At 71.4% G+C, this 22,309-nt stretch carries 21 protein-coding genes; 7 read left to right on the forward strand and 14 right to left on the reverse strand.

The window, feature by feature from the left end:
* Positions 1-99: 99 nt before the first annotated feature.
* The 7 genes from ACGFJ7_RS32705 to ACGFJ7_RS32735 all read right to left on the reverse strand — a co-directional run bounded on the left by ACGFJ7_RS32705 (position 100) and on the right by ACGFJ7_RS32735 (position 7,684).
* On the reverse strand, positions 100-735 hold the full coding sequence (locus ACGFJ7_RS32705; RefSeq protein ID WP_392645597.1) for a hypothetical protein: 636 nt from the start codon (positions 733-735) through the stop codon (positions 100-102).
* Positions 736-747: 12 nt separating this feature from the next.
* The gene (locus ACGFJ7_RS32710) at positions 748-1,941 is read right to left on the reverse strand and encodes an ABC transporter permease (protein ID WP_392645598.1); all 1,194 of its coding nucleotides are present in this window, start codon (positions 1,939-1,941) and stop codon (positions 748-750) included.
* The gene (locus ACGFJ7_RS32715; RefSeq protein WP_360253490.1) at positions 1,938-2,678 is read right to left on the reverse strand and encodes an ABC transporter ATP-binding protein; all 741 of its coding nucleotides are present in this window, start codon (positions 2,676-2,678) and stop codon (positions 1,938-1,940) included. The genes ACGFJ7_RS32710 and ACGFJ7_RS32715 overlap by 4 nt, the downstream gene beginning before the upstream one ends.
* Entirely contained in the window at positions 2,675-3,916 is a 1,242-nt protein-coding gene (locus tag ACGFJ7_RS32720; protein WP_392645600.1) for an efflux RND transporter periplasmic adaptor subunit, read from the reverse strand. The genes ACGFJ7_RS32715 and ACGFJ7_RS32720 overlap by 4 nt, the downstream gene beginning before the upstream one ends.
* 57 nt (positions 3,917-3,973) lie before the next feature.
* On the reverse strand, positions 3,974-5,461 hold the full coding sequence (locus ACGFJ7_RS32725; protein WP_392645602.1) for a sensor histidine kinase: 1,488 nt from the start codon (positions 5,459-5,461) through the stop codon (positions 3,974-3,976).
* Entirely contained in the window at positions 5,458-6,183 is a 726-nt protein-coding gene (locus ACGFJ7_RS32730) for a response regulator transcription factor (RefSeq protein WP_392645716.1), read from the reverse strand. The genes ACGFJ7_RS32725 and ACGFJ7_RS32730 overlap by 4 nt, the downstream gene beginning before the upstream one ends.
* A 64-nt stretch (positions 6,184-6,247) precedes the next feature.
* Entirely contained in the window at positions 6,248-7,684 is a 1,437-nt protein-coding gene (locus ACGFJ7_RS32735; RefSeq protein ID WP_392645603.1) for an efflux RND transporter periplasmic adaptor subunit, read from the reverse strand.
* 186 nt (positions 7,685-7,870) lie between these two features.
* Here ACGFJ7_RS32735 and ACGFJ7_RS32740 point away from each other — a divergent pair, with 186 nt between their 5' ends.
* Positions 7,871-8,491, forward strand: a complete 621-nt coding sequence (locus ACGFJ7_RS32740) for a hypothetical protein (RefSeq protein ID WP_392645605.1) — start codon at positions 7,871-7,873, stop codon at positions 8,489-8,491.
* 12 nt (positions 8,492-8,503) lie between these two features.
* Here the strand turns inward: ACGFJ7_RS32740 and ACGFJ7_RS32745 are convergent, their stop codons facing one another.
* A complete protein-coding gene (locus ACGFJ7_RS32745; protein WP_392645606.1) occupies positions 8,504-8,974 on the reverse strand; it encodes a hypothetical protein in 471 nt (156 codons plus the stop codon).
* A gap of 92 nt (positions 8,975-9,066) precedes the next feature.
* A complete protein-coding gene (locus ACGFJ7_RS32750) occupies positions 9,067-10,065 on the reverse strand; it encodes a LacI family DNA-binding transcriptional regulator (protein ID WP_360253502.1) in 999 nt (332 codons plus the stop codon).
* Positions 10,066-10,101: 36 nt separating this feature from the next.
* Here ACGFJ7_RS32750 and ACGFJ7_RS32755 point away from each other — a divergent pair, with 36 nt between their 5' ends.
* Positions 10,102-12,477: a beta-glucosidase gene (locus ACGFJ7_RS32755; protein WP_392645607.1), complete on the forward strand. Its 2,376-nt coding sequence runs from the start codon at positions 10,102-10,104 to the stop codon at positions 12,475-12,477.
* On the opposite strand, the gene ACGFJ7_RS32760 is transcribed toward ACGFJ7_RS32755, so the two are convergent.
* From ACGFJ7_RS32760 to ACGFJ7_RS32770, 3 genes are all read right to left on the reverse strand, one after another.
* The gene (locus ACGFJ7_RS32760; protein WP_392645609.1) at positions 12,474-13,109 is read right to left on the reverse strand and encodes a DUF6082 family protein; all 636 of its coding nucleotides are present in this window, start codon (positions 13,107-13,109) and stop codon (positions 12,474-12,476) included. The genes ACGFJ7_RS32755 and ACGFJ7_RS32760 overlap by 4 nt on opposite strands.
* A gap of 796 nt (positions 13,110-13,905) precedes the next feature.
* Positions 13,906-15,270 (reverse strand): MFS transporter, encoded by a 1,365-nt coding sequence (locus tag ACGFJ7_RS32765; RefSeq protein ID WP_392645611.1) that lies wholly within the window; start codon positions 15,268-15,270, stop codon positions 13,906-13,908.
* Positions 15,267-15,842 carry a TetR/AcrR family transcriptional regulator gene (locus ACGFJ7_RS32770; RefSeq protein WP_360253510.1) on the reverse strand — a complete coding sequence of 192 codons (576 nt, stop codon included), beginning with the start codon at positions 15,840-15,842 and terminating at the stop codon, positions 15,267-15,269. Before ACGFJ7_RS32770 ends, ACGFJ7_RS32765 begins: the two co-directional genes overlap by 4 nt.
* A gap of 70 nt (positions 15,843-15,912) precedes the next feature.
* Here ACGFJ7_RS32770 and ACGFJ7_RS32775 point away from each other — a divergent pair, with 70 nt between their 5' ends.
* Positions 15,913-17,292 carry an MDR family MFS transporter gene (locus ACGFJ7_RS32775; protein WP_392645613.1) on the forward strand — a complete coding sequence of 460 codons (1,380 nt, stop codon included), beginning with the start codon at positions 15,913-15,915 and terminating at the stop codon, positions 17,290-17,292.
* On the opposite strand, the gene ACGFJ7_RS32780 is transcribed toward ACGFJ7_RS32775, so the two are convergent.
* Positions 17,245-17,958 (reverse strand): hypothetical protein, encoded by a 714-nt coding sequence (locus ACGFJ7_RS32780; protein ID WP_392645614.1) that lies wholly within the window; start codon positions 17,956-17,958, stop codon positions 17,245-17,247. The two genes, ACGFJ7_RS32775 and ACGFJ7_RS32780, sit on opposite strands and share 48 nt — an antisense overlap.
* A 150-nt stretch (positions 17,959-18,108) precedes the next feature.
* Here ACGFJ7_RS32780 and ACGFJ7_RS32785 point away from each other — a divergent pair, with 150 nt between their 5' ends.
* From ACGFJ7_RS32785 to ACGFJ7_RS32800, 4 genes are all read left to right on the forward strand, one after another.
* Positions 18,109-18,648, forward strand: a complete 540-nt coding sequence (locus tag ACGFJ7_RS32785) for a hypothetical protein (RefSeq protein ID WP_392645615.1) — start codon at positions 18,109-18,111, stop codon at positions 18,646-18,648.
* Positions 18,649-18,669: 21 nt separating this feature from the next.
* A complete protein-coding gene (locus ACGFJ7_RS32790; RefSeq protein WP_360253518.1) occupies positions 18,670-19,185 on the forward strand; it encodes a VOC family protein in 516 nt (171 codons plus the stop codon).
* A 99-nt stretch (positions 19,186-19,284) separates the two neighbouring features.
* A complete protein-coding gene (locus tag ACGFJ7_RS32795; RefSeq protein ID WP_360253520.1) occupies positions 19,285-19,848 on the forward strand; it encodes a histidine phosphatase family protein in 564 nt (187 codons plus the stop codon).
* Between the two features lie 54 nt (positions 19,849-19,902).
* Positions 19,903-21,711: a LamG-like jellyroll fold domain-containing protein gene (locus ACGFJ7_RS32800; protein WP_392645616.1), complete on the forward strand. Its 1,809-nt coding sequence runs from the start codon at positions 19,903-19,905 to the stop codon at positions 21,709-21,711.
* Here ACGFJ7_RS32800 and ACGFJ7_RS32805 read toward each other — a convergent pair.
* Positions 21,704-22,309: a TetR/AcrR family transcriptional regulator gene (locus ACGFJ7_RS32805; RefSeq protein ID WP_392645618.1), complete on the reverse strand. Its 606-nt coding sequence runs from the start codon at positions 22,307-22,309 to the stop codon at positions 21,704-21,706. The two genes, ACGFJ7_RS32800 and ACGFJ7_RS32805, sit on opposite strands and share 8 nt — an antisense overlap.

The following is a 22,309-nucleotide window of genomic DNA, read 5'->3' on the forward strand; positions in this document are numbered from 1 at the left end:
CAGCTGGCACTCAGCCTAGGAATACGGAGGGGACTCATCAATGGGTTCGCACGTATTGACAATGTCACATACATACTGCTCAGGACATATTTTTCATGTTCACTTCGCCGAGGCCGTGACCGAGGTGGCGGTCACCGCGCCGTCGGTGCCGGCCGCGCCCTGGACGGTGACCGACTGGCCGGCCTTGACGTCGGCGACCTTGCCCGGCGTGGCCGTGGAGACCTTCGTCCTGCCGTCGGTCTTGACGGTCACCACCGTCCCGTCGGCCGTCTCGACGTAGATCGTGGTGCCGTTGACCAGTTTCACCGTGCCGGTCGTCGCGGCCGAGGTAGAGGCGGCCGAGGTAGAGGCGGCCGAGGTAGAGGCGGCCGAGGTAGAGGCGGCCGAGGTAGAGGAGGAGTTCCCGCTGCCCGGGGCGCCGTTGCCCGGGGCGCCGGGGAAGCCCTGGCCGCCGCCGGGGAAGCCGCCCGCGGCGCCGTAGCCGGCGCGGTTCTGGCCGCCGCCGAACGCCGCCGCCCGGTTGCCGCCGCCTGGCGTGTCCGCGGTGCCCCACTGCTTCTGGGCCTGGAGGCCGCCCACGAAGCCGCCGACCAGCAGCACCACCGCGCCCAGCACGATCGTGCCTTTGTTCCACCAGCGCTTCGGCGCCGCCTTGGCCAGTTCGGTGGCGAAGCCGTCATCGTCGTCGCGGTTCTCCGGAAGGGAGAGCACGGCGGTCTCGTCGTTCATGGTCATGACAGCGGGTCCTCACTCGTAGCGCAGCGCGTCGATGGGACGCAGCCGGGCGGCGCGGCTGGCCGGCAGGCCGCCGAAGAACAGTCCGATCGCGATGGAGACGCCCAGGGCGAGCCCCACGGAGCTGGGCACGATCACCGGTTTGACCCCGACGATCTCGAAGCTGCTGCCGATCAGCGCCGCGGCCACGCCCAGGGCGCCGCCGATGACGCTCAGCAGCGTCGCCTCGATCAGGAACTGGGTCAGGATGACCCGGCGCGGGGCGCCCAGCGCCTTGCGGATGCCGATCTCGCGGGTCCGCTCGGTGACCGTGACCAGCATGATGTTGGTGATGCCGATGCCGCCGACGAGCAGGCTGATCGCGGCCACGGCGCCGAGCAGCGTGGTGAACGTGTCGGCCGTCTCGGTCTGGGTCGCCAGCAGCTGGGACGCGTTCTGAATGCGATAGGGCGTCGTCGACGACGTCACGTTCAGCTTCTGGTTCAGGATCGTCGACACCTCCGACTGCACGGCGTCGACCTTGCCCGGATCGGCCGCCTCGACCAGGATCGAATTCAAGGACCCATAACCCGTCAGGACCTGCCGTACGGCGGTCAGCGGCGCCACCGCCGTGTCGTTGGCGTCCTGGAAGCCGGTCGAGCTCTTCTCCGCCAGCACGCCGACCACGGTGAACAGCGCGCCGCCGACGGTGACCTGCTTGTCGATCGGGTCGGTGCCGGGGAACAGCTCCTCGGCCACGGTCTGCCCGATCACCACGACCCGGCGGCCCTGCGCCTCGTCGTCGGCCGTGAAGGCGGCGCCCGTCCCGACCGGCGTGTTCGAGGCGGTGAACCAGCCCGGGGTGGTGCCCACGAACGAGCTCACGTCGTGATCGGTGCCCTCGTAGGTGACCGTCGCCGACGAGCTGACCACCGGCGACACCGACTTCACGTCGGGCGCCAGCACCGGGTCGACCAGGGCGTCGGCCATGTCCTTGGTCAGCGCGGTGCTGCTCGACCCGCCCCGGCCGGTGCTCATCACGGTGATGGTGTTGGTGCCGAGCGCCTCGATCCGGTCGCTGATCGCCTGGGCCGAGCCGTTGCCGACCGCGACCAGCAGGATCACCGCCGCCACACCGATCAGGATGCCGAGCATGGTCAGCGCCGAGCGCAGCTTGTTCGCCGACAGCCCGCGCAGCGCGAACCGTACGACCTCGTGAAAACTCACAACGAGTGCCTTCCCCCGGCAAGGACGCCGACCGGCGGCTGGTTGATGGGCGACTGCCGTACGTCGGTGACGATGTCGCCGTCGACCAGGCGGATCAGGCGTTTCGCCCGGTCGCCGACCTCGGGCTCATGGGTGATCAGGACGATCGTGCGCCCGGACGAGCTGAGCTGGTCGAACACGGTGAGCACGTCCTCGGTGGAGCGGCTGTCCAGGTTTCCGGTCGGCTCGTCGGCCAGCAGCAGGGCCGGCTCGGTGACCAGTGCCCGGGCCACCGCCACGCGCTGCTGCTGGCCACCGGAGAGCTGATTCGGCTCGTGCCGGGCCCGGTCGGCCAGCCCCACGACGTCCAGCGCCGCCATGGCCCGCTTTCGGCGTTCCTTCGGCTTGACCCCGGCGTACGCCAAGGGAAGCTCGACATTCGCCACGGCGGACGTGCGGGGGATCAGGTTGAACGCCTGGAAGATGAAGCCGATGAGCCGGTTCCGGGCCAGGGCCAGCTGCCGGTCGCCCAGCCGGCTGACATCCACGCCGTCCAGCAGGTAGGTGCCGGAGGTCGGGACGTCGAGGGCGCCGAGGATGTTCATCAGGGTCGACTTGCCGGAGCCGGACGAGCCCATGATGGCCACGTAGTCGCCGCGCTCGACGGTCACCGACACCCCGCGCAGCGCGTGCACGGTGGCCTCGCCCTGCCCGTAGATCTTCTTGAGGTCGCGGACGTCCAGGACGGGGCGGCTCATCGTCCGCCTCCGCCGAAGTTGCCGCCGCCACCGAAGTTGCCGCCACCGCCGCCGGGGAAGCCGCCCTGCCCGCCGCCGCCCGGGAAGCCACCGCCGCCGATGGTGCCGGTGCCGCCCGTGATGGAAGTGGTCTTGAGCTGGACCTGCTCGCCCGCGGTGAGCCCGGAGGTGATCTGGGTGGCGCTGTCGCCCTCCAGGCCGATCTCGACCGGCCGGGTCTCGGCGGCGCCGTCGCTGACCACGGTGACCGTGTGCCGGTTGCCGACGGTGGTGACGGCGGCCGAGTTGACGTAGACCGCGTTGGCGACGCTGCCGGTGGTGACCGCGACCGAGACGGTCTGGCCCGCCTTGGCGCCGGCCGGCACCTTGTCCAGGGTCAGGGTCACGCCGTACGTCACCACGTTGTTGGAGGTCGTGGCCGACGGGTCGATGGCGGCCACCTTGGCCGTGGCGGTGGTGTTGTTCAGCGCGTTCCAGGTGACCTCGGCCGCCTGCTTCTCCTTGAGCTTGGTCGCGTCGGCCTCGGCGAACGACGCGGTGACCTGGAGCTTGGTCAGGTCGGCGAGGTCGATGAAGCCGGCGGAGGACGACGAGCTCGACGACGAGGACGAGGCGCCGCCGCCCTGTGGGCCGCCGCCGGAGGACGGGGACGACGAGCCGGTACCGGAGGACGGGGACGACGACGAGCCGGTGCCGGAGGAGGAGCTGCCGAGCGTGCCGTTGACGGCGGTGACCGTACCCGCCATCGGCGCCTTGAGGACCGTGCCGGTGACACCGGCCTCGGCCTCGTCGACGGCGAGCTGGGCCTGCTCGACCTCGTTGGCGGCCGACGAGGTGTCGGAGCCGGCGTCCTCGGCCCGGTCGAGCGCGTCCCGCGCGGCGTCGAGGTCGGCGTTGGCCGCGGCCAGGGTCCGCCGGGCGGCGGCCGGGTCGACCTTGGCCAGGATCTGGCCCTTGGTCACCTTGTCACCGACCTTCACGTTGATCGCGGTCACCGTGCCGCCGGTGACGAAGCTGGCGCTGGCGGTGCTGCCGCTTTCGAGCGTGCCGTCCGCGGTCACGGTCTTGGTGACCGTGCCCTGCTGCACCGCCACCGTGCGGGCCGACGCGTTGGCGGCCGGGGTGGAGTCCGGTCCGGAGAGCGTCTGGTACGCCCGGAAGCCTCCGGCGGCGAGGGCGACGACGAGGACGGCGTTTACCGCCACCGAGGGACGTCGCAGGTTGAGGCGCGCTGGCATGCCGGACACTGTGGCGAAGCGGCCTCGGAGGAGCTTGCGAGCAACCTCGGAGCCAGCTTAAAGCCGGGTGGGCAACAACACCCGGAAGGTCGCGCCGCCCTCGCTCGGGGCCTCCAACTCGACCCATCCTCCGTGACCGTGGACGATGGCGGCCACGATGGACAGGCCCAGGCCCGATCCCCCGCCCTTTCCCCGGGTACGGCTCGAGTCCGCCCGGTAGAGGCGCTCGAAGACGCGGGCGGCGTGCGCGGCCGGGACGCCGGGCCCGTCGTCGGTCACTTCGAGCACGGCGAGGGGCGTGGCCTCGTACCCGATCGGCCCGGAAAGCACACTGCCGTGAGCCGGCGGCCGAGCCGGCACCCTCCCCACCCGGACCGTGACCCTGGCCTGTCCCGGTGTGTGCTGCAGCGCGTTGGCCACGAGGTTGGTGGCGACCTGCCGCAGGCCGTGCTCGTCGCCGAGGACGGTGGCCGGCTCGAACGTGTCGTCGTCGTCCTCGAGACCGGCCAGCCGCACGGGGCGGTCCGGCACGCGGGCGTGGGCGTCGCGGATCGTGTCGGCGGCGATCTCCAGCAGGTCGACCGGCTTCCGCTTGGGCGTACGCCGCTGGTCGAGCCGGGCCAGCATCAGCATGTCCTCGACCAGCACGCCCATCCGGCCGGCCTCCGACTCGATGCGGCTCATCGTCTCGTCCAGCGCCGGCCCGGGCGGGGCGCCGCCGCGCCGGTAGAGTTCGGCGAACCCGCGGATCGAGGTCAGCGGGGTCCGCAGCTCGTGCGAGGCGTCGGCCACGAACTGCCGCAACTTGCGTTCGGAGGCCGTACGCGCGTCGACCTCGCCCTCGATCCGGTTGAGCATCGAGTTGAGCGCCGAACCGAGCCGGCCGGGCTCGGTGTGCGGGTCGGTGTCGGCGACCCGGCCCGACAGGTTGCCGGCCGAGATGTCGGTGGCCAGGCGTTCCATGTCGGTCAGCGGGCGCAGGCCGAGGCGGACGACGAAAGCCGCGCCGAGGCCGAGCAGGGCCAGCACGAGCAGACTGACGCCGGCGTCGATGAGCACGAGCGTCTCGGTGGTCTGCTGCACCTCCGACAGGGACAGACCCATCACCGCCGCACCGCCGGTGTCCGCGTTGGCGACCGCGATCAGCCGCCAGTTGGCGCTGCCGTCGCGGGCCGGGACGGTGAAGGGGCGACCGGCCTGCCTTTCCACGACTTTGCCGTACGCCTCGACGGCCGGCCGATTGGCGTCGGCGCTCGAGCTGAGCGACGTGTCGAGGGTGCCGTCGGCGTCGTAGACGTAGACGACCTGGTCGGGGCCGAGTCGCAGCACGCGATTACGGGGGAAGAAGCCGGCGTCCGGGCGCGGCGCCGACGCGTACGGCCGGGTCATCCCGCGCAGTTGATCGTCGATCCGCTGGTGCAGGTACGACCGGATGAGCAGCACCCCGGCGACGTTGGCGAGCACCAGCGCGACCGCGGCGAGCGCGCCGACGACCAGAACCAGCCGCGAACGCAGGGTCCAGTGCCCCCAGCGCCTCAATCTCATTCTTCGCCGCGGGGCAGACGAAGCGCGTACCCCACACCGCGGACCGTGTGGATCAGCGGCGGATCGGTCTTGTCGATCTTGCGGCGCAGGTAGTAGACGTACGACTCGACGATCCGCCCGTCCCCACCGAAGTCGTACTTCCAGACCCGGTCCAGGATCTGCGCCTTGCTGACCACCCGGCCGGCGTTGATCAGCAGGTACTTGAGCAGGTTGAACTCGGTCGGCGAGAGGTCGATGAGCCGGCCCGCGCGGCGGACCTCGTGCGCGTCCTCGTTCATCTCCAGGTCGGCGTAGCGCAGCACCCCCGACTCGGCCGGGCCCTCGAGACCGGGCTGGCTGCGGCGCAGGATGGCCCGGATGCGCAGCACGACCTCCTCCAGGCTGAACGGCTTGGTCACGTAGTCGTCGGCGCCGGCCGACAGCCCCAGGACGCGGTCCTCGACGGCGTCCCGGGCGGTCAGGAAGAGCACCGGCACCCGTGAGCCGGTGGCCCGCAGCCGCCGGGCCACGTCGAAGCCGTCCAGGTCGGGCAGCATCACGTCGAGCACGACCAGGTCGGGCTCGAACTCCTGGATCGCCACCAGCGCCTTGTGGCCCGAATCGGCCACCCGCACATCGAACTCGACCAGGCGCAGAGTGGCGCTGAGCAGCGCGGAGATGTTCGGCTCGTCGTCGACGACGAGCACCCGGGCGACACGCGCCGGGGCCGGGGTTTCAGTCAGCACTGGGAAGGGATATCAACGCTGTCTTTGAATTCCCTATGAGCCTGCTGTCTTTTCCCCGTCGTCACCAGGATCGCGCCACCTCGTCGCCCTCGGACAGGCCGCCGCTGACCTCGGTGTACTGGTCGCCGCGAAGGCCGACGGTCACCTTGACCCGGGTGCCGCCCTTGAGCACGGTGCCCTGGGTGCCCTCGACGTCGTGAACGGCGGTGCTCGGAACGCGCAGCACCTCGTCCTCGGCGCCGGTGGTGACCTTGACGGAGGCGCTCTGGCCGACGAGCAGATCCTCCGGGGAGTCGTCGAAGGCGAGCACGACGCCGTACCGGACCATCGTGCCGTCGCTGGTGCCGACCGGATCGGCCTGCACGACGGTGGCCTTGAACTCCTTGCCCGGCCGGTCGGCCAGGGTGATCACGGCCTTCTGCTTGACCGCGAGCCGGTCGGCGTCGGCCTCGGGGAAGCCGGCGCTGATCTGCATGTCGTAGACGTCGGCCAGGGTGACGAAGGTGGTTCCGGAGCTGACCTGGCTGCCGACCTTGCCGCCGACGCTGATGATCCGGCCGGCGATGGGGGCGGTGATGGTCGCGCCTTCGAGGGCGTCCTCGGCGTTCTCGAGCGTGGTGGTCGCCTGGGTGACGCGTTGCTGGGCGCTGAGGATGGCGTCGGAGCCGCCTCCCTGCTGGCCGACCGGGGCTCCACCCTGGCTCCCGCCCTGCTGACCCGTGTCGCCGCCGCCCGAATTGCTGCAGTTTGTGCCGCTCGTGGTGCCGCCGCCGTTTCCGCCGCCCGTGTTGCCGCCGCCGTTCCCGCCGCCCGTGTTGCCGCCGCCGTTCCCGCCGCCCGGGTTGCCCCCGCCGTTCCCGCCGTCGGCCGGCGCGCCGCCGGTTCGCCCGGGGGATGCCGTCCTGGTGGGCGCGGTGGTGGGCGCGGTGGTCCGGGAGGCGGTCGGCTGGGGACTGGCCGTACGGGTCGGGGTCGCGCTCGGCGAGCCGGTCGCGGTCGCCGTCGGCGAGGGGGTGGTCGCGGTGGGCGCCGGGGTCGCGGTTCCGGTGCGGTACGCGGCGGCGACGTCCGTGCCGCAAGTCGTCGTGCCCCGCGTGCTTGTCGCCGCGGCCGCGCTCTCCCGGGCCTTCGTCAGCTGGTTCGCGGCGTCGTCGAGCGCGTCCCTCGCGTCGGAGACGGCCTCGGCCGCGTCGGTGTCGTCGACCTTCGCCAGAACCTGCCCGGCGGTGACCGTGGTGCCGGCGCGCACCGGCACGCTTTCCACAGTGCCCGACACCGCGAACGAGAGACTTCGTGTCTGTGCCGGCTGCACCGTCCCGGTGGTCGCGACCTCGGTGGTCACCGCGCCGCGATCGGCCGCCACCGTGGCGGCCGCCTTCGGCGTCTGTTCGGCGTCGGCGCTCAGCGCCCGGACGACTCCGTACCCGGTCAGCGCGAGCACGACGACAGCCGCGGCGACCCCGATCCAGCGCCGACGACCGGCCAGTGCTTCACCCATGGCCCGGAAGTGTTCCGAACGGTCCTCGCCGATCGCTCGGTCCCACCTCGGAGTTGCCTCGGAACCGTCCGGCGGCGCACAGGTGAATGACAGGTCCTCCGAGGCAACTCCGAGCTGGGATCGACGTTTCGGCGAGGTGGACCGGCTTGGGTGTTGGCGACCTTATGGCCGAGGAAAAGAGGAATCGTGCCGACATTCGGTTCGAAGGCGACCCGCCGCGCGGCGGCGCTGGTCGTGGCTTCGGCGGCGGTGGCCCTCACCGCGGCCTGCGGTGGCGGAGACTCCGGCGACGCGTCGGCGAACGGGCAGAACGCGCGGGGCGGGAACACGGCGTTCACCGCGTACATCGAATGCATGTCGAAGAACGGCGTGACCATCGCGATGCCCTCGGGCGGCCCGCGCGAGGGCGCTTCCGGCTTCCCCCGCCCGGACGGCAGTGGCTTCCCCCGGCCTTCCGGCAGCGCGGGCGCCGGCGGTTTCCGCGGCGGCGGCTTCAATCAGAAGCCCGACGGCGTCGACGACGCGACGTGGCAGAAGGCGCAGGAGGCGTGCGCCTCGGTCCGCCCGACCGGCCGCCCCGGCGGCGGCCAGGGAAACAACGGCCAGGGAAACAACAACCAGGGAAGCAACGGCCGGAACGCCGCTTACCAGAACTGCCTGAAGGACAACGGCGTCGCCGACCCGGCAACCCTCGACCCGAGCAACGCCACGGTCAAGAAGGCCATGGAGACGTGCAAGGTGCTCGCCCCAGCCGCGACACCGTCAGCCACCCCCCACGGCCTGACCCAGCCCGCCGGAACGCGGTGACGGCCCAGCGGCTCAATGGCGTTCCCGCACGTTCAGCCGGGCCCAGCGGTCGGCCGTCTGCCGGCGCCGGCAGGCCACCAGGTGGCTGGCCAGGATGGCCGGCTGCCCGCCCCGTACGCAGGCGTCGGCGCCCGCCGTCAGCACCGCCGCGACCAGTTCGGCCGGTGCGTCCTGATCGACCAGCGCGACGATCGTCGTCCGTGACGGCAGGACGCGGCGGGCCGTGGCCACCTCGCGGACCGTGGCCGCGGCGAACACCACCAGTTCCTCCGGGGCCAGGTCGTCGATGTCGGCCGGGCGCCGGATGGACCAGCCGGACGGCAGGTGGCCGGCGAGGCCGGCGACGCGGCCGGCCGGCCCGAACACGGCCACCACCGGCAGCGTGCCCCTGGTCGCGGGGAGGCCGGCCGGGTTGATCGGCAGGTCGATCGCGGTGGCGGTGAAGTCGCGGGGTCCGCTCTGGCGGTTCAGCTGAACGAGCATGGGGCTCATCCCCTTCGGGAGGTGGTCGGGCACCTCTCACTCTTCGCTCGCCGGCTGAGCCACCCATGTGGCTCAGCTGTGCGTTGGTTGTGTCACGCGGACTCCCGGGAGACCACTGTCACGATGCTGGTCACGGGCAGGGCGGGGCCTTCGCGCCCGTTGACCGCGGCCACCACCGTCGCGGCCAGGTGGGCGGCGACCGCCACCTGATCGGTCATCACCGTGGTCAACGGCGGTTCGGCCAGGCGGGCCGGCGGGATGTCGTCGACGCCGATCACCGCCAGGTCGGCCGGTGCGGTCAGGCCCAGGTGGCGTACGCCGGCGAGCACGGCCAGCGCGACCTCGTCGTTGTACGCGCACACGCCGGTGACTCCGGTCGCCTGCCAGCCCCGTACGGCCTCGGCGGCTTTGCCGATGTCCAGCGCGACCGTGGCCGCCGTCGGCACCGGCAGGCCGCGCGCGGTGGCCGCCGCCCGGACGCCGGCCAGCCGTGGTTCGGCGAAGAAGCGCACCCGCTGGTCGTCGGGGTAGGCGTAGCCGAGGCGGGTGTGGCCGGCGGCGATCAGGTGTTCGGCCTGCCGGCGCCCCACCAGTTCCTGCGGCACGGCGACGGCGCGGCCCTGGGCGCGGCTGCGGGCGAGCGCGACGATCGGCGCGACCCCGGCCGAGCGCATGGCGGCCAGTTCGGTGTCGGAGAAGTCGGTGAAGGCGATCACCGCGGCGGGGGTGAGCGCCTTCCACAGGTCGGCCATCGGGCGGTCGTTGTGGTTGCCGGGGTGCACGACGAAGGTGAGCCCGTGGCGGGCCAGCGCGGTCGACAGGTTGCCGAGCAGGGAGCCCACTTCGGGGCCGATGGGCCAGTCGGGCAGCAGGCAGAGCACCACGTCGGAGCGGCCGGTGCGCAGCGTGCGGGCGGCGGCCGAGGGCGCGTAGCCGAGCTGGGCGGCCGCCTCGAGGACCCGGCCGCGGGTAGTGGCCGAGATGGTCTGCCGGGGGGTGTCGTTGAGGACGTAGCTGACCGTGGCCCGGGAGACCCCGGCCAGGCGCGCGACGTCGGCGCTGGTCACCCGTCGGGTCGCCGATTCCGTCATGCTGACAATCTAACTTACACGTGTAACCATATGCCCATGACGCTCGACTTCGCCGCCCTCATCACGTCGCTCGATCTGCCGGCCAAGGTTCGCCTGCTCACCGGCGCCTCCGCTTTCTCGCTCGCGCCGGAGCCGTCGATCGGTCTCGGCGAGATGCGCTTCTCCGACGGCCCGACCGGCGTCCGCGGCCTGAAGTTCGTGGGCGGGCGGGTCGTTTCCCTGTTTCCCAACGCGACGCTGCTGGCCTCGGCGTGGGACGAGGCTTCGGCCTACGAGGTGGGAAAGCTCCTGGCCGAGGAGGCGATGGCCCAGCAGATCCACGTGGTGCTCGGCCCGACGATCAACCTGCATCGCAGTCCGCTCGGCGGGCGGCTGTTCGAGGCGTACTCGGAAGATCCGCTCCTGACCGGCAAGCTGGCCGCGGCGTACGTGCGCGGCATGCAGGACAGCGGGATCGCCGCCTGCCTCAAGCATCTGGTGGCCAACGAGTCGGAGACCGATCGCAACACGGTAAACAGCGTGGTCGACGAGGCGACGCTGCGCGAGCTGTATCTGCTGCCGTTCGAGATCGCGGTCTCCGACGGCGGCGCCTGGTCGATCATGGGCGCCTACAACGACGTGAACGGCCAGGCCGCCACCGAGCAGCAGCACGTCAACAACGAGATCGTGAAGGGCGAGTGGGGCTACCCGGGCCTGATCATGTCGGACTGGTTCGCCACCAAGACGGCCGCGGCGGCCGCCAACGGCGGTCTCGACCTGGTCATGCCGGGCCCGGACGGCCCGTGGGGCGACGCGCTGGTGGCGGCGGTCGAGGCGGGCGAGGTCAAGGAGGCGGTGATCGACGATCATCTGGGCCGGCTGCTGCTGCTCGCCTCGCGCGTGGGCGCGCTCGGCGACCAGCGGGACTGGCCCTCGTCGCTTCCGTCGCCCTCGTCGGCCGTGCGCCGGGAGCAGCTGACCCGGCTCGCGGCGGCCGGTATGACGGTGCTGAAGAACGACGGAGGCACGCTGCCGCTGGAGCGGTCGTCGAGCGTGGCGCTGATCGGCCGGCACGCGGTCGAGACGATCGACATGGGCGGCGGCTCGGCCCAGGTGAACCCGCCCCACCAGGTCAGCGTGCGGGAAGGGCTGCGCGAACTGCTCGGTGACCGGGTGAGCGTGACCGACGGGGTGGAGGTGCGGACGCGGCCGGTGCCGGCGCGCAACGGCTTCCTGACCGCGCCGTCGAACGGGCAGCCCGGCATCGACGTGACGATCTACGACGCCACCGGGAACGAGCTCGAGACCCGGTACTGCGCCCTGGCCAAGACGATGATCGGGATGGACGACGACTTCGCCGCGCCGGCCGCCTCGGCCCGCCTGTCCGGCGTGGTCGCCGCGACCGGGCCGGTGGAGCTGGGCGTGCTCGGCGTCGGCGACTGGTCGACGCCGGTCGCGGAGCCGTTCGCGCTGCGCGTCTCCGGTGGCGGGATCGGCGAGGAGGTGCTCACTCCCCCGGCGCGGACGTTCGTGGTGGAGTCGCCCGGTTCGCTGCTGTTCGAGGCGACTGTCGCCTTCGAGGACATGGGCCTGTACGGACTTGTCGGGAATATGGCTTCACGTGAAACCGTGGACGTGATCGACGACGCGGTGCGGGCGGCGGCCGCGGCCGACGTCGCGGTAGTGGTCGTGGGGCTGACCGAGGAGCAGGAGACCGAGTCGGTCGACAAGACCACCCTGGCCCTGCCCGGCGCGCAGGACGCGCTGATCGAGGCGGTCGCGGGCGCGGCCCGCCGCACGGTCGTGGTGGTCAACGCGGCCACCCCGGTGCTCATGCCGTGGCTGCCCCGGGTCGACGCGGTGCTGTGGGCCGGGCTGCCGGGCCAGGAGGGCGGCCACGCGATCGCGGCGGCGCTGCTGGGCGACATCGAGCCGGCGGGCCGGCTGGTCACCTCGTTCCCGGCGGCCGACGGGGCGTCGCCGGCCTGGTCGGTGACGCCGGTCGACGGCGAGCTCCGCTACGACGAGGGCACGTTCATCGGCTACCGCGGCTACTACGCGGGCAAGGCGGCCGCGCCGGCGTTCTGGCTCGGGCACGGCCTGGGGTACGCGACGTGGGAGTACTCCGACGTGCGGCTCGTGCTCGGCGACGCGCCGTCGGTCACCGCGACCGTCACGAACACCGGCACCCGCCCGAGCCGCGAGGTGGTGCAGGTCTACCTGCGCCCGGTCGAGCCGGACGAGCCCGTACGCCTGGTCGGCTGGGAATCCGTGACCGTCGCCCCCGGCGAGTCGGCCCGGGTGACCGTCCACACCGATCGCCGCCTGTGGCGCAAGTGGAACGCGCAAGCCGGCGCCTGGGACCGGCTGGCCGACGGCGGCGAGTTCCTGGTGGCCCGCGGCCTGGGCGACATCCGCGCCACGGTCTCCTAGGCAGCGTTCCCGTGGTCCGGGGCGGGCGGCGCGACCTGCGCGGCCCGTTCCGCGGCCGTGTGGCATCGGCTCACGATCGTCATGAACTGCCGATGCCGCCGGGTGTCCAGCATCGAGAAGCTCTCGCCCCGCTGTCGCCACCATTCCCGGGCGGCGCTTTCCTTGAAAAGATCATCAAGGGCGGCGTGCAGAAATCGCTCGTCCGCCTCGCCGATGTCCCAGACCAGAAGCCAATGCGAGACCCAAAGGTTTATCAATACCTTTTTCTTGTACGTCTCGATCGTCTCGTCGCCCACCTGATAACTCAGGGCGGGGTTTTCGAGGCCGAGCTTGACGAGTTCGAAATGCCTCTCGCGAGCACTGATGGCCTGCGCCAGCCGCGTCTGCCGCACCTGGAGGGCAACGGATGCCGCAATTCCGCACAGCCCCAGGCCTGCGACGATCGCGGAAATCCCGCCGTATGCCTGGCCCGCGTCGGAAAGAAGCCTCCAATCACGATCATTCACCAAGCCCTGAATGAGGAGGGGGAATGCCACGATCGTCGCGATGAAGGTCACGCAGAGACTGCCGACGATCAGCCAGCCGCCCAGCCGGCGCGGAACGCGCGGAAGTGGTGCCAACGAGGTGGTCATACGGTGAGCGTGGCATCGGCCGTCCAGCCGCATACCGGGTCGATCTGCGGTGCTATTCCGGAATAGTACGAAAGTGACCCATTACCCGATCGACGTCACGCACACAGGGTGCGATGTCTTGACGGCAATGAGCACCACTCTGACCCGCCAGGGCGTAACCGCGCGCAGGCGTGTCCGTTAATAGTCCCCAGTGGGACAAAACGGCCAAATGTGTCGTTTTCGCCCCAGCCGCTTGTTTCCTCTTAACCCGAGTCCGAGCGGTGTGTGAAGCCCTCCCCGGGTGCAAGCCGGGGAGGGCCACATTCAACACGGGCACTCCCTAATCGCTCCCCAAGATTCTTTTGGCGGGCCCGTAACCCCGCATCGGCGGAGGCGTTCTTCTGATGCTGGGCAACTTCCGTCGCGTTTGGCTTGCACCCAGCGACGGACGTGCATCGAAGAAAATAGATTCATGAATGGACTCGGGTATGGATTCTGTTGCTGAGGAGCATTCGGGCGTGCCACCCGCCACTCAGCGGATGGCGGCCGGCGCGTTGACGGCATCGCCCATCAAGTGGCGGCTGGGCCGTCCGCCGTCGGAACGTGGGAGTCTGACAAACGGGACGTGTCCGGACGTCTTCGAGCTGGCTGACGGGAATTTCGCCGTCATCGGAACAGATCGCACGACGGAGATGCGGCACATGTTGCCGCCGGACGCGGGGGTGGCTCCCTACGAGAGACTCGTAGTGATCACCCGAGAAACCATGTTGGGGGCGCTACAGGATCTGCTGTCGCGCCGCGCCCCGCGGAACGCAGCCTAGGCCGCCCGGCCCGCCACCTCGTTCCCGGCGCTGCGGGGCAGTCGGATCGCCTCCAGTGCCGGGAGCGTGAGCAGCACCGCCAGCGCGATCAGCGCGAACCGGAACTCGGCGTTCGTGAGCGACGCCCCCAGCCGTACGAGCAAAGCACCCAGAGCCACCCCCAAGCCGGAACCGACCTCCTGGATCGTCGACATCAGGGAGTTGGCGCCGGTCATCCGCTCGGCCGGGACGTCGGCGAAGGCCATCGTGTTGTAGGTCGTGAAGCCGATCGACCGGAAGACGCCACTGAGCAGCAGCACCGCGAGCAGCAGGACGATCGGGGTGCCGCTCGTCGTGAAGGCGACCGCGACCAGGATCGCCGCCGAGGCCAGAACGGCCATCAGCATCATCGAACGGATGCCGAGCGCGCGCATCATCGGGGTGGTCGCCGGCTTGACGCCGACGTTGCCGGCGAACAGCGCGATCATCGTCAGACCGGCCTGAGCGGCGGACCAGCCGAAGCCGAGCTGGAAGAAGAGCGGCAGCAGGAACGGTGTCGCCGCGCCGATGACCGCGCGGAACACCGAACCGCCCAGGGCCGTCACGCGGTAGGTGGCGACCTTGAGGACGCGCAGGTCGAGCAGGGGCCTGCCGGTGGTCAGCAGATAGCGCACGGCGACCGACAGGGTCACCGCCGCGATGATCAGCTCGGCCGAGGCGAGGGGCCAGCGCGGCCGCGTCCCGGCCACCCCCTCGAGCCCGGCCACCAGCGCGGCCAGCCCGGCCGCGACCAGCGCGAAACCCCGCCAGTCGAGCCGCCCGGCGTTCTCGGCCCGCACGTCCGGGACCAGCCGGCGGGCCAGCAGCAGCGCGGCCAGCCCCAGGGGCAGATTCACGACGAAGATCAACCGCCAGCTCGCGTACGTGCTGAGCACGCCCCCGAGAGCGGGTGCGATCAGCGGGGCCACGAGCGCGGGCCAGGTCAGGTACGCGATGGCGCGCACCAGGTCCTTCTTCGCGGTGGTGCGGATGACGACGAGCCGGCCGACCGGCACCATCATGGCGCCGCCGGCACCCTGCAGGATGCGCGTGCCGACCAGCATCGGCAGGTTCACCGCGAGCGCGCATCCGGCCGAGGCGAGGGTGAAGACGACCACGGCCGTCATGAAGATCCGCCGGGCCCCGAAGCGCTCGGTGAGCCAGCCGCTGATCGGGATGAGAACGGCCAGGGTCAGCACGTACGCCGTGATCGCGACGTTGATCGTCACCGGCGCCAGGCCGAGGTCGGCCGCGATGTGCGGGGCGGCCGGGGCGATCACCGTGGCGTCCAGGATCTCCATGAAGAACGCGCCGGCCACGAGCAGCGCGAGCCCGCGCCTCATAGCCGGGGCAGCCACACGTCGTCGACGATCTCGGCCATCACCTCGTCCGGCACCGGGCTCAGGGTCATCAGCATCTCGTGCCGGAGCAGGTCCATGGGCAGGCTCACCACGCGCGGCGACCGCGGCCCGCGGGCCAGCTCGCCGCGCTCGACCGCCCGCTCGATCAGGATCTCGAAGCCGATCGGCCGGCCCGGCCCGCGCAGCGTGTCGCGCAGCTCCCGGAAGTTGGTGCCGGTCTCGCGGAAGTAGTCCATCAGCTGCACGGTGAGCGTCATCATCATCCGGGCCCGGCCGGCGTTGATCCGGCGCAGCAGCTCGAGGGCGTCCTCGCGCAGGCTCCCGGTGTCGGGCAGCTCGATCGGCTGGTCCAGCCACCCCTTGCCGAGGGTGGCCAGCAGCAGGTCCTCGCGCTGCGGCCAGCGCCGGTAGAGCACCGGGCGGCTGGTGCCGGCGCGCGCGGCCACCGCCTCGTACGTGAAGCCGGAGTAGCCGTGCTCGACCAGCACCTCCCACGCCGCGTCGAGGATCGCGCCCTCCAGCTCGGCGCCGCGCCGCCGTGTCTTAAGACTCACTTGCGTATCTTAACGCACCGCCCTACCGTGAAGTCGTTAGATACAGGTACGTATCTTAAGGCGGTTAGTCATGACCAACCCGTTCCGTGTCGCCGCGGCGGTGATCGCCGGCGGCGTGGCCGTCATCCTCGACTCGACGATCGTCGCCGTGGCCCTGCACCAGCTCGCGACCGACTTGCACGCCGACGTGCGCACGATCCAGTGGGTCAGCACGGCCTACCTGCTCGCGCTCGGCGTGGTCATCCCGGTGGTCGGCTGGCTCCAGGGCCGGGTCGGCGCCAAACGCCTGTGGATGGCGGCGCTCGCCCTGTTCCTGGTGGGCTCGGTGCTCTGCGCGTTCGCCTGGAACGCGCCCAGCCTCATCGCGTTCCGCGTGATCCAGGGCGCCGGCGGCGGCGCCATGCTGCCCCTGATGACCACGATGGTCGTGCAGGCGACCGGCGAGGCCGACCGCAACCGCGTCGTCTCGGTGGTGGCCCTGCCGGCCGCGGTCGGCCCGATCCTCGGCCCGGTGATCGGCGGCCTGATCCTGGGCGCGGCCAGCTGGCGCTGGCTGTTCCTGGTCAACGTCCCGCTCTGCCTGCTCGGCCTGCTCCTGGCGTGGCGGCTCATCCCGTCCGACACCCCGTCCCGGCGCGTACGCCTGGACGCGCGGGGCTTCGCGCTGCTCTCCCCCGGCCTGGTCGCCCTGCTGTGGGGCCTGTCGAACGCGTCCGGCTCGTTCGTGCGCGCCGACGTGCTGATCCCACTGGCGGCCGGCGCGGCCCTGCTGACCGCCTTCGTCCTGCGCGCGGTGCGCCTCGGCCCGGCCGCGCTGGTCGACCTGGACGTGCTGCGCTCCCGCAACACCTGGGCCGCGACGTCACTGCTGTTCCTGTCCGGGGCCGCCCTCTACGGCGCGATGTTCCTGCTCCCGCTCTACTGGCAGCAGTCGCGCGGCAGCACCGCCCTCGAAGCGGGCCTGCTGCTCATCCCGCAGGGCGTCGGCTCACTGCTCTCCCGGGTGGCCGCCACCCGCCTGCTCGACCGCGTCGGCCCCCGAGCCGTGGCCATGGCCGGCTTCGCCCTGGTCGGCCTGGCCACGGTCCCGTTCGCCTTCGCCGGCGAGCACACCGCGATCTGGCCGCTGATGACCGCTTTGTTCGTACGAGGTCTCGGCCTGGGCATCGTCCTGATCCCCCTGATGACGGTCGCCTTCGTCGGCCTTCCCCACGAGAAGATCCCGCACGCCAGCATCGTCACCCGCATCGCCCAACAGGTCGGCGGCTCGGTCGGCGTGGCCCTCCTGGCCGTGGTCCTCGCGAACTCCGGCTCCTTCGACGTGGCCTTCTGGTGGACCCTGGCCTTCACCGCGGTCGCCGTGGCCCTGTCGTTCGCGCTGCCCAAAGCGGGCGGGACCGCCTCACATATGGCACTGGACCGAAGCGATGACGCAGTCGTCCGGCACTGAGTCGAGGTAGCGGTCCATCTCCCGGACATGGGCCGGCCATCCGCGATCATCGGTGAACTGAGTGAGCCACTGTCCGTCCAGCGTCACATAGGCGTACGTCGCGACGGCCTGGGCGGCGATGCCGGCGAGGTAGTGCTCCCGATCGCCCGCGAAGACCGCCACCGGATCCGCGGTCAGGAGCGAGAAGGTGAAGTACGGGTGCTCCTGAGTCTCCGCGTGCCGGGCGACCTCCTGAACGGCCGGCTGGGCGGGCCACTCCCGCTGGGCCTGCCCGGGCTCGTCGGCGTACACCGCCTCGAAGTGCGCCAGCGGCAACGGCGCCGGATGAGCGCGGACGACGCCGGCCCAGGCGTCCCACCCCGCCGCCGCATAGTCGCGGGCGGACCGGCGAAGGGCCTCGAAGTCGATGATCCCTTTGGGCGCGGCGACCGCGGCCCGCTCCCGGTCGTCGCCGTCGACACGCAGGGCGCGGACGTCGCCGGCCCGCTCGGGCCGCAGCGGCAGCCGGTTCGTTCGGGGCAGCCACCACCGATCCCACACCGCGTTGGGGTCGAACGGCTCGCGGATCTCTCCGTTGTAGTCGAACGGAGCGAGCGCCGCCGTCAGAGCCGGCATGACAAGCTCGCGGCTCACGGGCCCGAGGAACACCGTCGTGGAGAACTTCACGCCGCATCGTAGGAGCACCGCCCCAACAAGATCAATGAGAATTACGGTCACGCCGCCGGACCACCTTCGGCGGACTGCGGACTGACGTGATCTTCCGTACGCTCGGCGGGCCGCCCGGTGGTGGCGGTGTGCTCGGGAAAGGCGCTCACAGTGGACTCATCGACTCGGCGGCGGACCGGCCTCGCCGGCCTCTATCTGGGGTTGTTCGCGGCAGTCTGGTTCAGCATTCCGGCGGCCGGCGGTGCGCTGCGTGTGCTTTCGGTCGTGGCCAGCGTGGCCGCCCTGCTGACCGCGGGGTGGGGACTGTCCATTCTCCTCAGAGCCGGGCGCGAGGGCCGGGAACCGCGCGACCGTGCGGCCGATCGGCGCTACCTGCTGATCGTGCTGACCGAGTTCGCCGCGGCGGGGGCCGGGGCGCTTCTGCTGTCGCTGGCCGGGCAGTCGGCGTACGCCCCGGCCCTGGTCTCGGCCGTGGTCGGGCTGCATTTCTTTCCGCTCGCGCCGGTGCTGGGCAGTCCCCGGCTGCGCGTGCTGGGCGCCGTCGTCTGCGCGGTCGCCCTCGTCGCGCTGATCGCCGGGCTCGCCGGCTCGGTCGCGCCCGGCCTGGTCGCCGGGGTGGGAACCGGGCTGGCGCTGCTCGGCTACGTCGTACCCGCACTGGTCCGGGCCTCAGGTCAGAAGCTGGCCTGAAATCCGCCTAGCGTCGGGGTCATGACCAGAAACGCACCGGACGGCTACACCACTGTCGCGCCCTGGATCGTCACGCCGGACACCGGGCGGCTCCTGGACTTCGTCGCCACCGTGTTCGACGGGGTCGAGCTCGCCCGCGTGCCCCTCGAGGACGGGACCATCGGGCACGCCGAGATCCGGGTGGGTGACACCGTTCTGCTCGCGTTCGACCGGCGTCCCGAGTGGCCGGCCATGCCGTCGCTGCTGCGGGTCTTCGTGCCCGACGCCGACGCCGCGATGGATCGCGCGGCCGCCGCCGGCGCTCGGGTGGTCACCGCCGGCGCCACCCACGCGTTCGGGCAGCGCGGCGGGCGGGTGCGCGACGAGTGGGGCAACATCTGGTGGATCAGCGCGGTGGTCGAGCAGGTCACCGCGGAGGAGGGGATGCGGCGGCTGGCCGAGCCCGGGTACGCCGCCGCGATGCGCGACGCGCAGGAGACCCTCGACCGGGAGCTGGCCGGCCGCACCGTCGGCAGGAGTGGCCTGCGGGTGCGCTGATCTTGGTGTGGTGGACGGCACCCGTGGGAACGGAAGACCGGGCCTTTGTCCGCGGTTTCGCGGGGTACAAAGAACGCGGGCGGACAAAGGAGTCACACCATGGGCGAGATCGTGCTCATCCGGCACGGGCAGACCGAGTGGAGCGCGAACGGGCGCCACACGTCGTACACCGATCTCGAGCTCACCGAGGAGGGCGAGCGGCAGGCTCGCGCCGCCGGGGAGCGCGTCAAGGACCGTACGTTCGCGGCGGTGATCTCCAGCCCGCGCAAGCGGGCACTGCGGACCGCGGAGCTGGCCGGCCTCACCGTGACCGAGACGACCGAGGATCTGGCCGAGTGGAACTACGGCGAGTACGAGGGGATCACCACCGCCACGATCCACGAGACCGATCCTGAGTGGTGGCTGTTCACCGACGGCGCGCCCGGCGGTGAGTCGCCGGAGCAGATCGCCGCCCGGATCGACCGGGTGCTGAAGCACGCGCGCACGTTCCTCGACCAGGGTGACGTCGCCCTGATCGGGCACGGGCACGCGCTGCGCGTGGCCGGCGCCCGCTGGGTCGAGCAGCCGGCCGAGTTCGCCGGGCGGCTCAAGCTGGGCACCGCCACGCTGTCGACGCTGGCCTTCGAGCACGGGCGGCCCGCGATCGACGCGTGGAACGCGTGAAGATCTTGCCGGGTGTTTGCCGGGGTTTAGGGTTGGGCCGCCATATTCGCGGTCGTGGAACGACGTAACCTTCTCCGCGCGGCCGTGGCCGCGCCCGCAGTGTCCCTGGTGGCACCGGCCCTCGGCGCCACCCCGGCCTCGGCTCACTCGTCCGCCGGCAAGTTCGACGAGGCCGGCCCGCGCTTCGCCCTGGCCGTGCTGCCCGACACGCAGTATCTGTTCGACGCCGACAGCGCCGACCCGGCGCCGCTGCGCGAGACGTTCTCCTACCTGCTCGAGCAGCGCGCCGAGGACAACATCGCCTTCCTGACGCACCTGGGCGACGTCACCGAGCACGGCACCGACGCCGAGATCAAGCTGGCCGGCGAGACGTTCAAGAAGATCGACGGGCGGCTGCCGTACAGCGTCCTGGCCGGCAACCACGACGTGAACAGCTCGACCAACGACCAGCGCGGCACCACCGCTTACCTGTCCACTTTCGGCCCGGCGCGGTTCCGCGGCCGCAAGACCTTCCTGGGCGCCTCGGCCGACGGCTACAACAGCGCGCACCTGATCGAGGCCGGCGGCCGCCAGTGGCTGATCCTCGCGCTCGACTGGCGCATCTCCGACGGCGGCCTCACGTGGGCTCAGGGCATTCTCCAGGCCCATTCCCGTACGCCGGCGATCGTGACCACCCACGACCTGGCCTACGCCGACGACGGCGGGAAGGCGTACCTGTCCGGCAACGGCCAGCGGCTCTGGGACAAGCTGATCAAGGGCAACGACCAGATCTTCCTGACCCTCAACGGCCACTACTGGCCGCCCGGGCGGACCGTGCTCAAGAACGACGCCGGGCACGACGTCCACGTGCACATCACGAACTACCAGGACCGCTATTACGGCGGCGCCGCGATGATCCGGCTCTACCACTTCGACCTGGTCCGCAACCGGATCGACGTGGAGACGTTCTCGCCCTGGTTCCTGTCGAAGTCGCCGCGCACGCCGCTGGAGGCCGAGACGATCGAGCTCACGAGCGACGTCGACCGGTTCAGCCTCGAGATCGACTTCGATGAGCGGTTCGCCGGCTTCGCTCCCCCGGCGCTTCCCGCGCCGCGCCCGGCCGCGCGGGTCGTCGACCGGCACACCGCCGCCTACTGGCGGTTCGACACGGCCGGTCAGTCGGTCGCCGACGGCGCCGTCGTGCGGGATCTGAGCGGCAAGGGCAACCACTTGACCGTACGGCGTCTCGCCACCGGCGACGTGTCGCTCTCGCAGGACCACCACGTGGGCGCGCCGGCGCACGCCAGCCTGTACTTCGCCGGCGGCAAGAACCCCAACCGCGGCGCGATCCTGCACACCGGTGACAAGGCCCCGATCAACAGCGCGAAGTTCCTCGGCGGCTACACGATCGAGGCCTTCATCAAGCTGCCCGAGCCGTTCGTCGGCGACCACAGCTGGATGGGTGTCTTCAGCTGGGAGGGCCGCGCGGTCGACGCCGGCAAGAAGAGCGGCTACGACGAGCTCGAGCCCACGTGCAGCCTGAACCTGTCCGGGGAGCGCTTCCTGCAGTACGTGCTCTACACCGAGGACGGCGACCACAACCCGACCTCGTGGAGCCACGCCCTGCCCACCGGTGTCTGGCAGCACGTGGCCATCGTCAACGACGGCCGCCGCTCGATCATCTACGTGAACGGTTCGAAGATCGCCCGCAACCCCACCCAGCCCGCGCACGGCATCGCCACCGTGGGCCGCCCGTTCGTGATCGGCGCGACCTCGTACGATCTGAAGTACGAGCAGGGCTTCTACGGCTGGATCGGCGACGTCCGCATCACCGACCGCCCCCTGAAGCCCACCCAGTTCCTCCCCGGCGGCCGCTTCATCTGAGCCCCTGGCCGGCGCGGCCGGTGGCCGCGCCGGCCCGGATCCGGAGCCCGTCGATGAGGATCGCGAGCATGCGGTCGAGCTGTTCGCGGTGCTCCGGGCCACCGGCCACGGAGAGCAGGCCGGCGAGCATGCTCCCCACGTCGATCGGGTCGATGTCGCCGCGCAATTGCCCGGCCCGCGCTCCGGCGTCCAAGAGTTCTCCGAGGATCTGCTGAACCTCGTCGCAGACCGGGCCGGTGCCGAACCGGCCCGTGGCGCTCATGGCGACCAGGGCCTCGCCGAGGCCGCGCCGCTCGGTGGCCCAGGCGGCGAACCGGCCCATCCAGGCGTGCAGCGCGCCCACCGGCGGCTCGCTCGCCAAAAGGGCGCGGGCCTCGTCGCGGAGCGGGCGGATCTGGTCGCGATAGATCTCCTCGACCAGGTCCTCGCGGGTGGGGAAGTGCCGGTAGAGGGTGGCGCTGCCGACGCCGGCCCGTTTGGCGATCGCGTCGAGCGAGATCGTCCGGTCGCCGGAGGCGAACACCTCGGTCGCGGTGGCGATCAGGTGTTCACGGTTGCGGCGGGCGTCGGCGCGGAGGCCGGCGGGTCGAGAGGTCAT

It is taken from the genome of Actinoplanes sp. NPDC048988 (assembly GCF_043197815.1).
Taxonomy (GTDB): domain Bacteria; phylum Actinomycetota; class Actinomycetes; order Mycobacteriales; family Micromonosporaceae; genus Actinoplanes.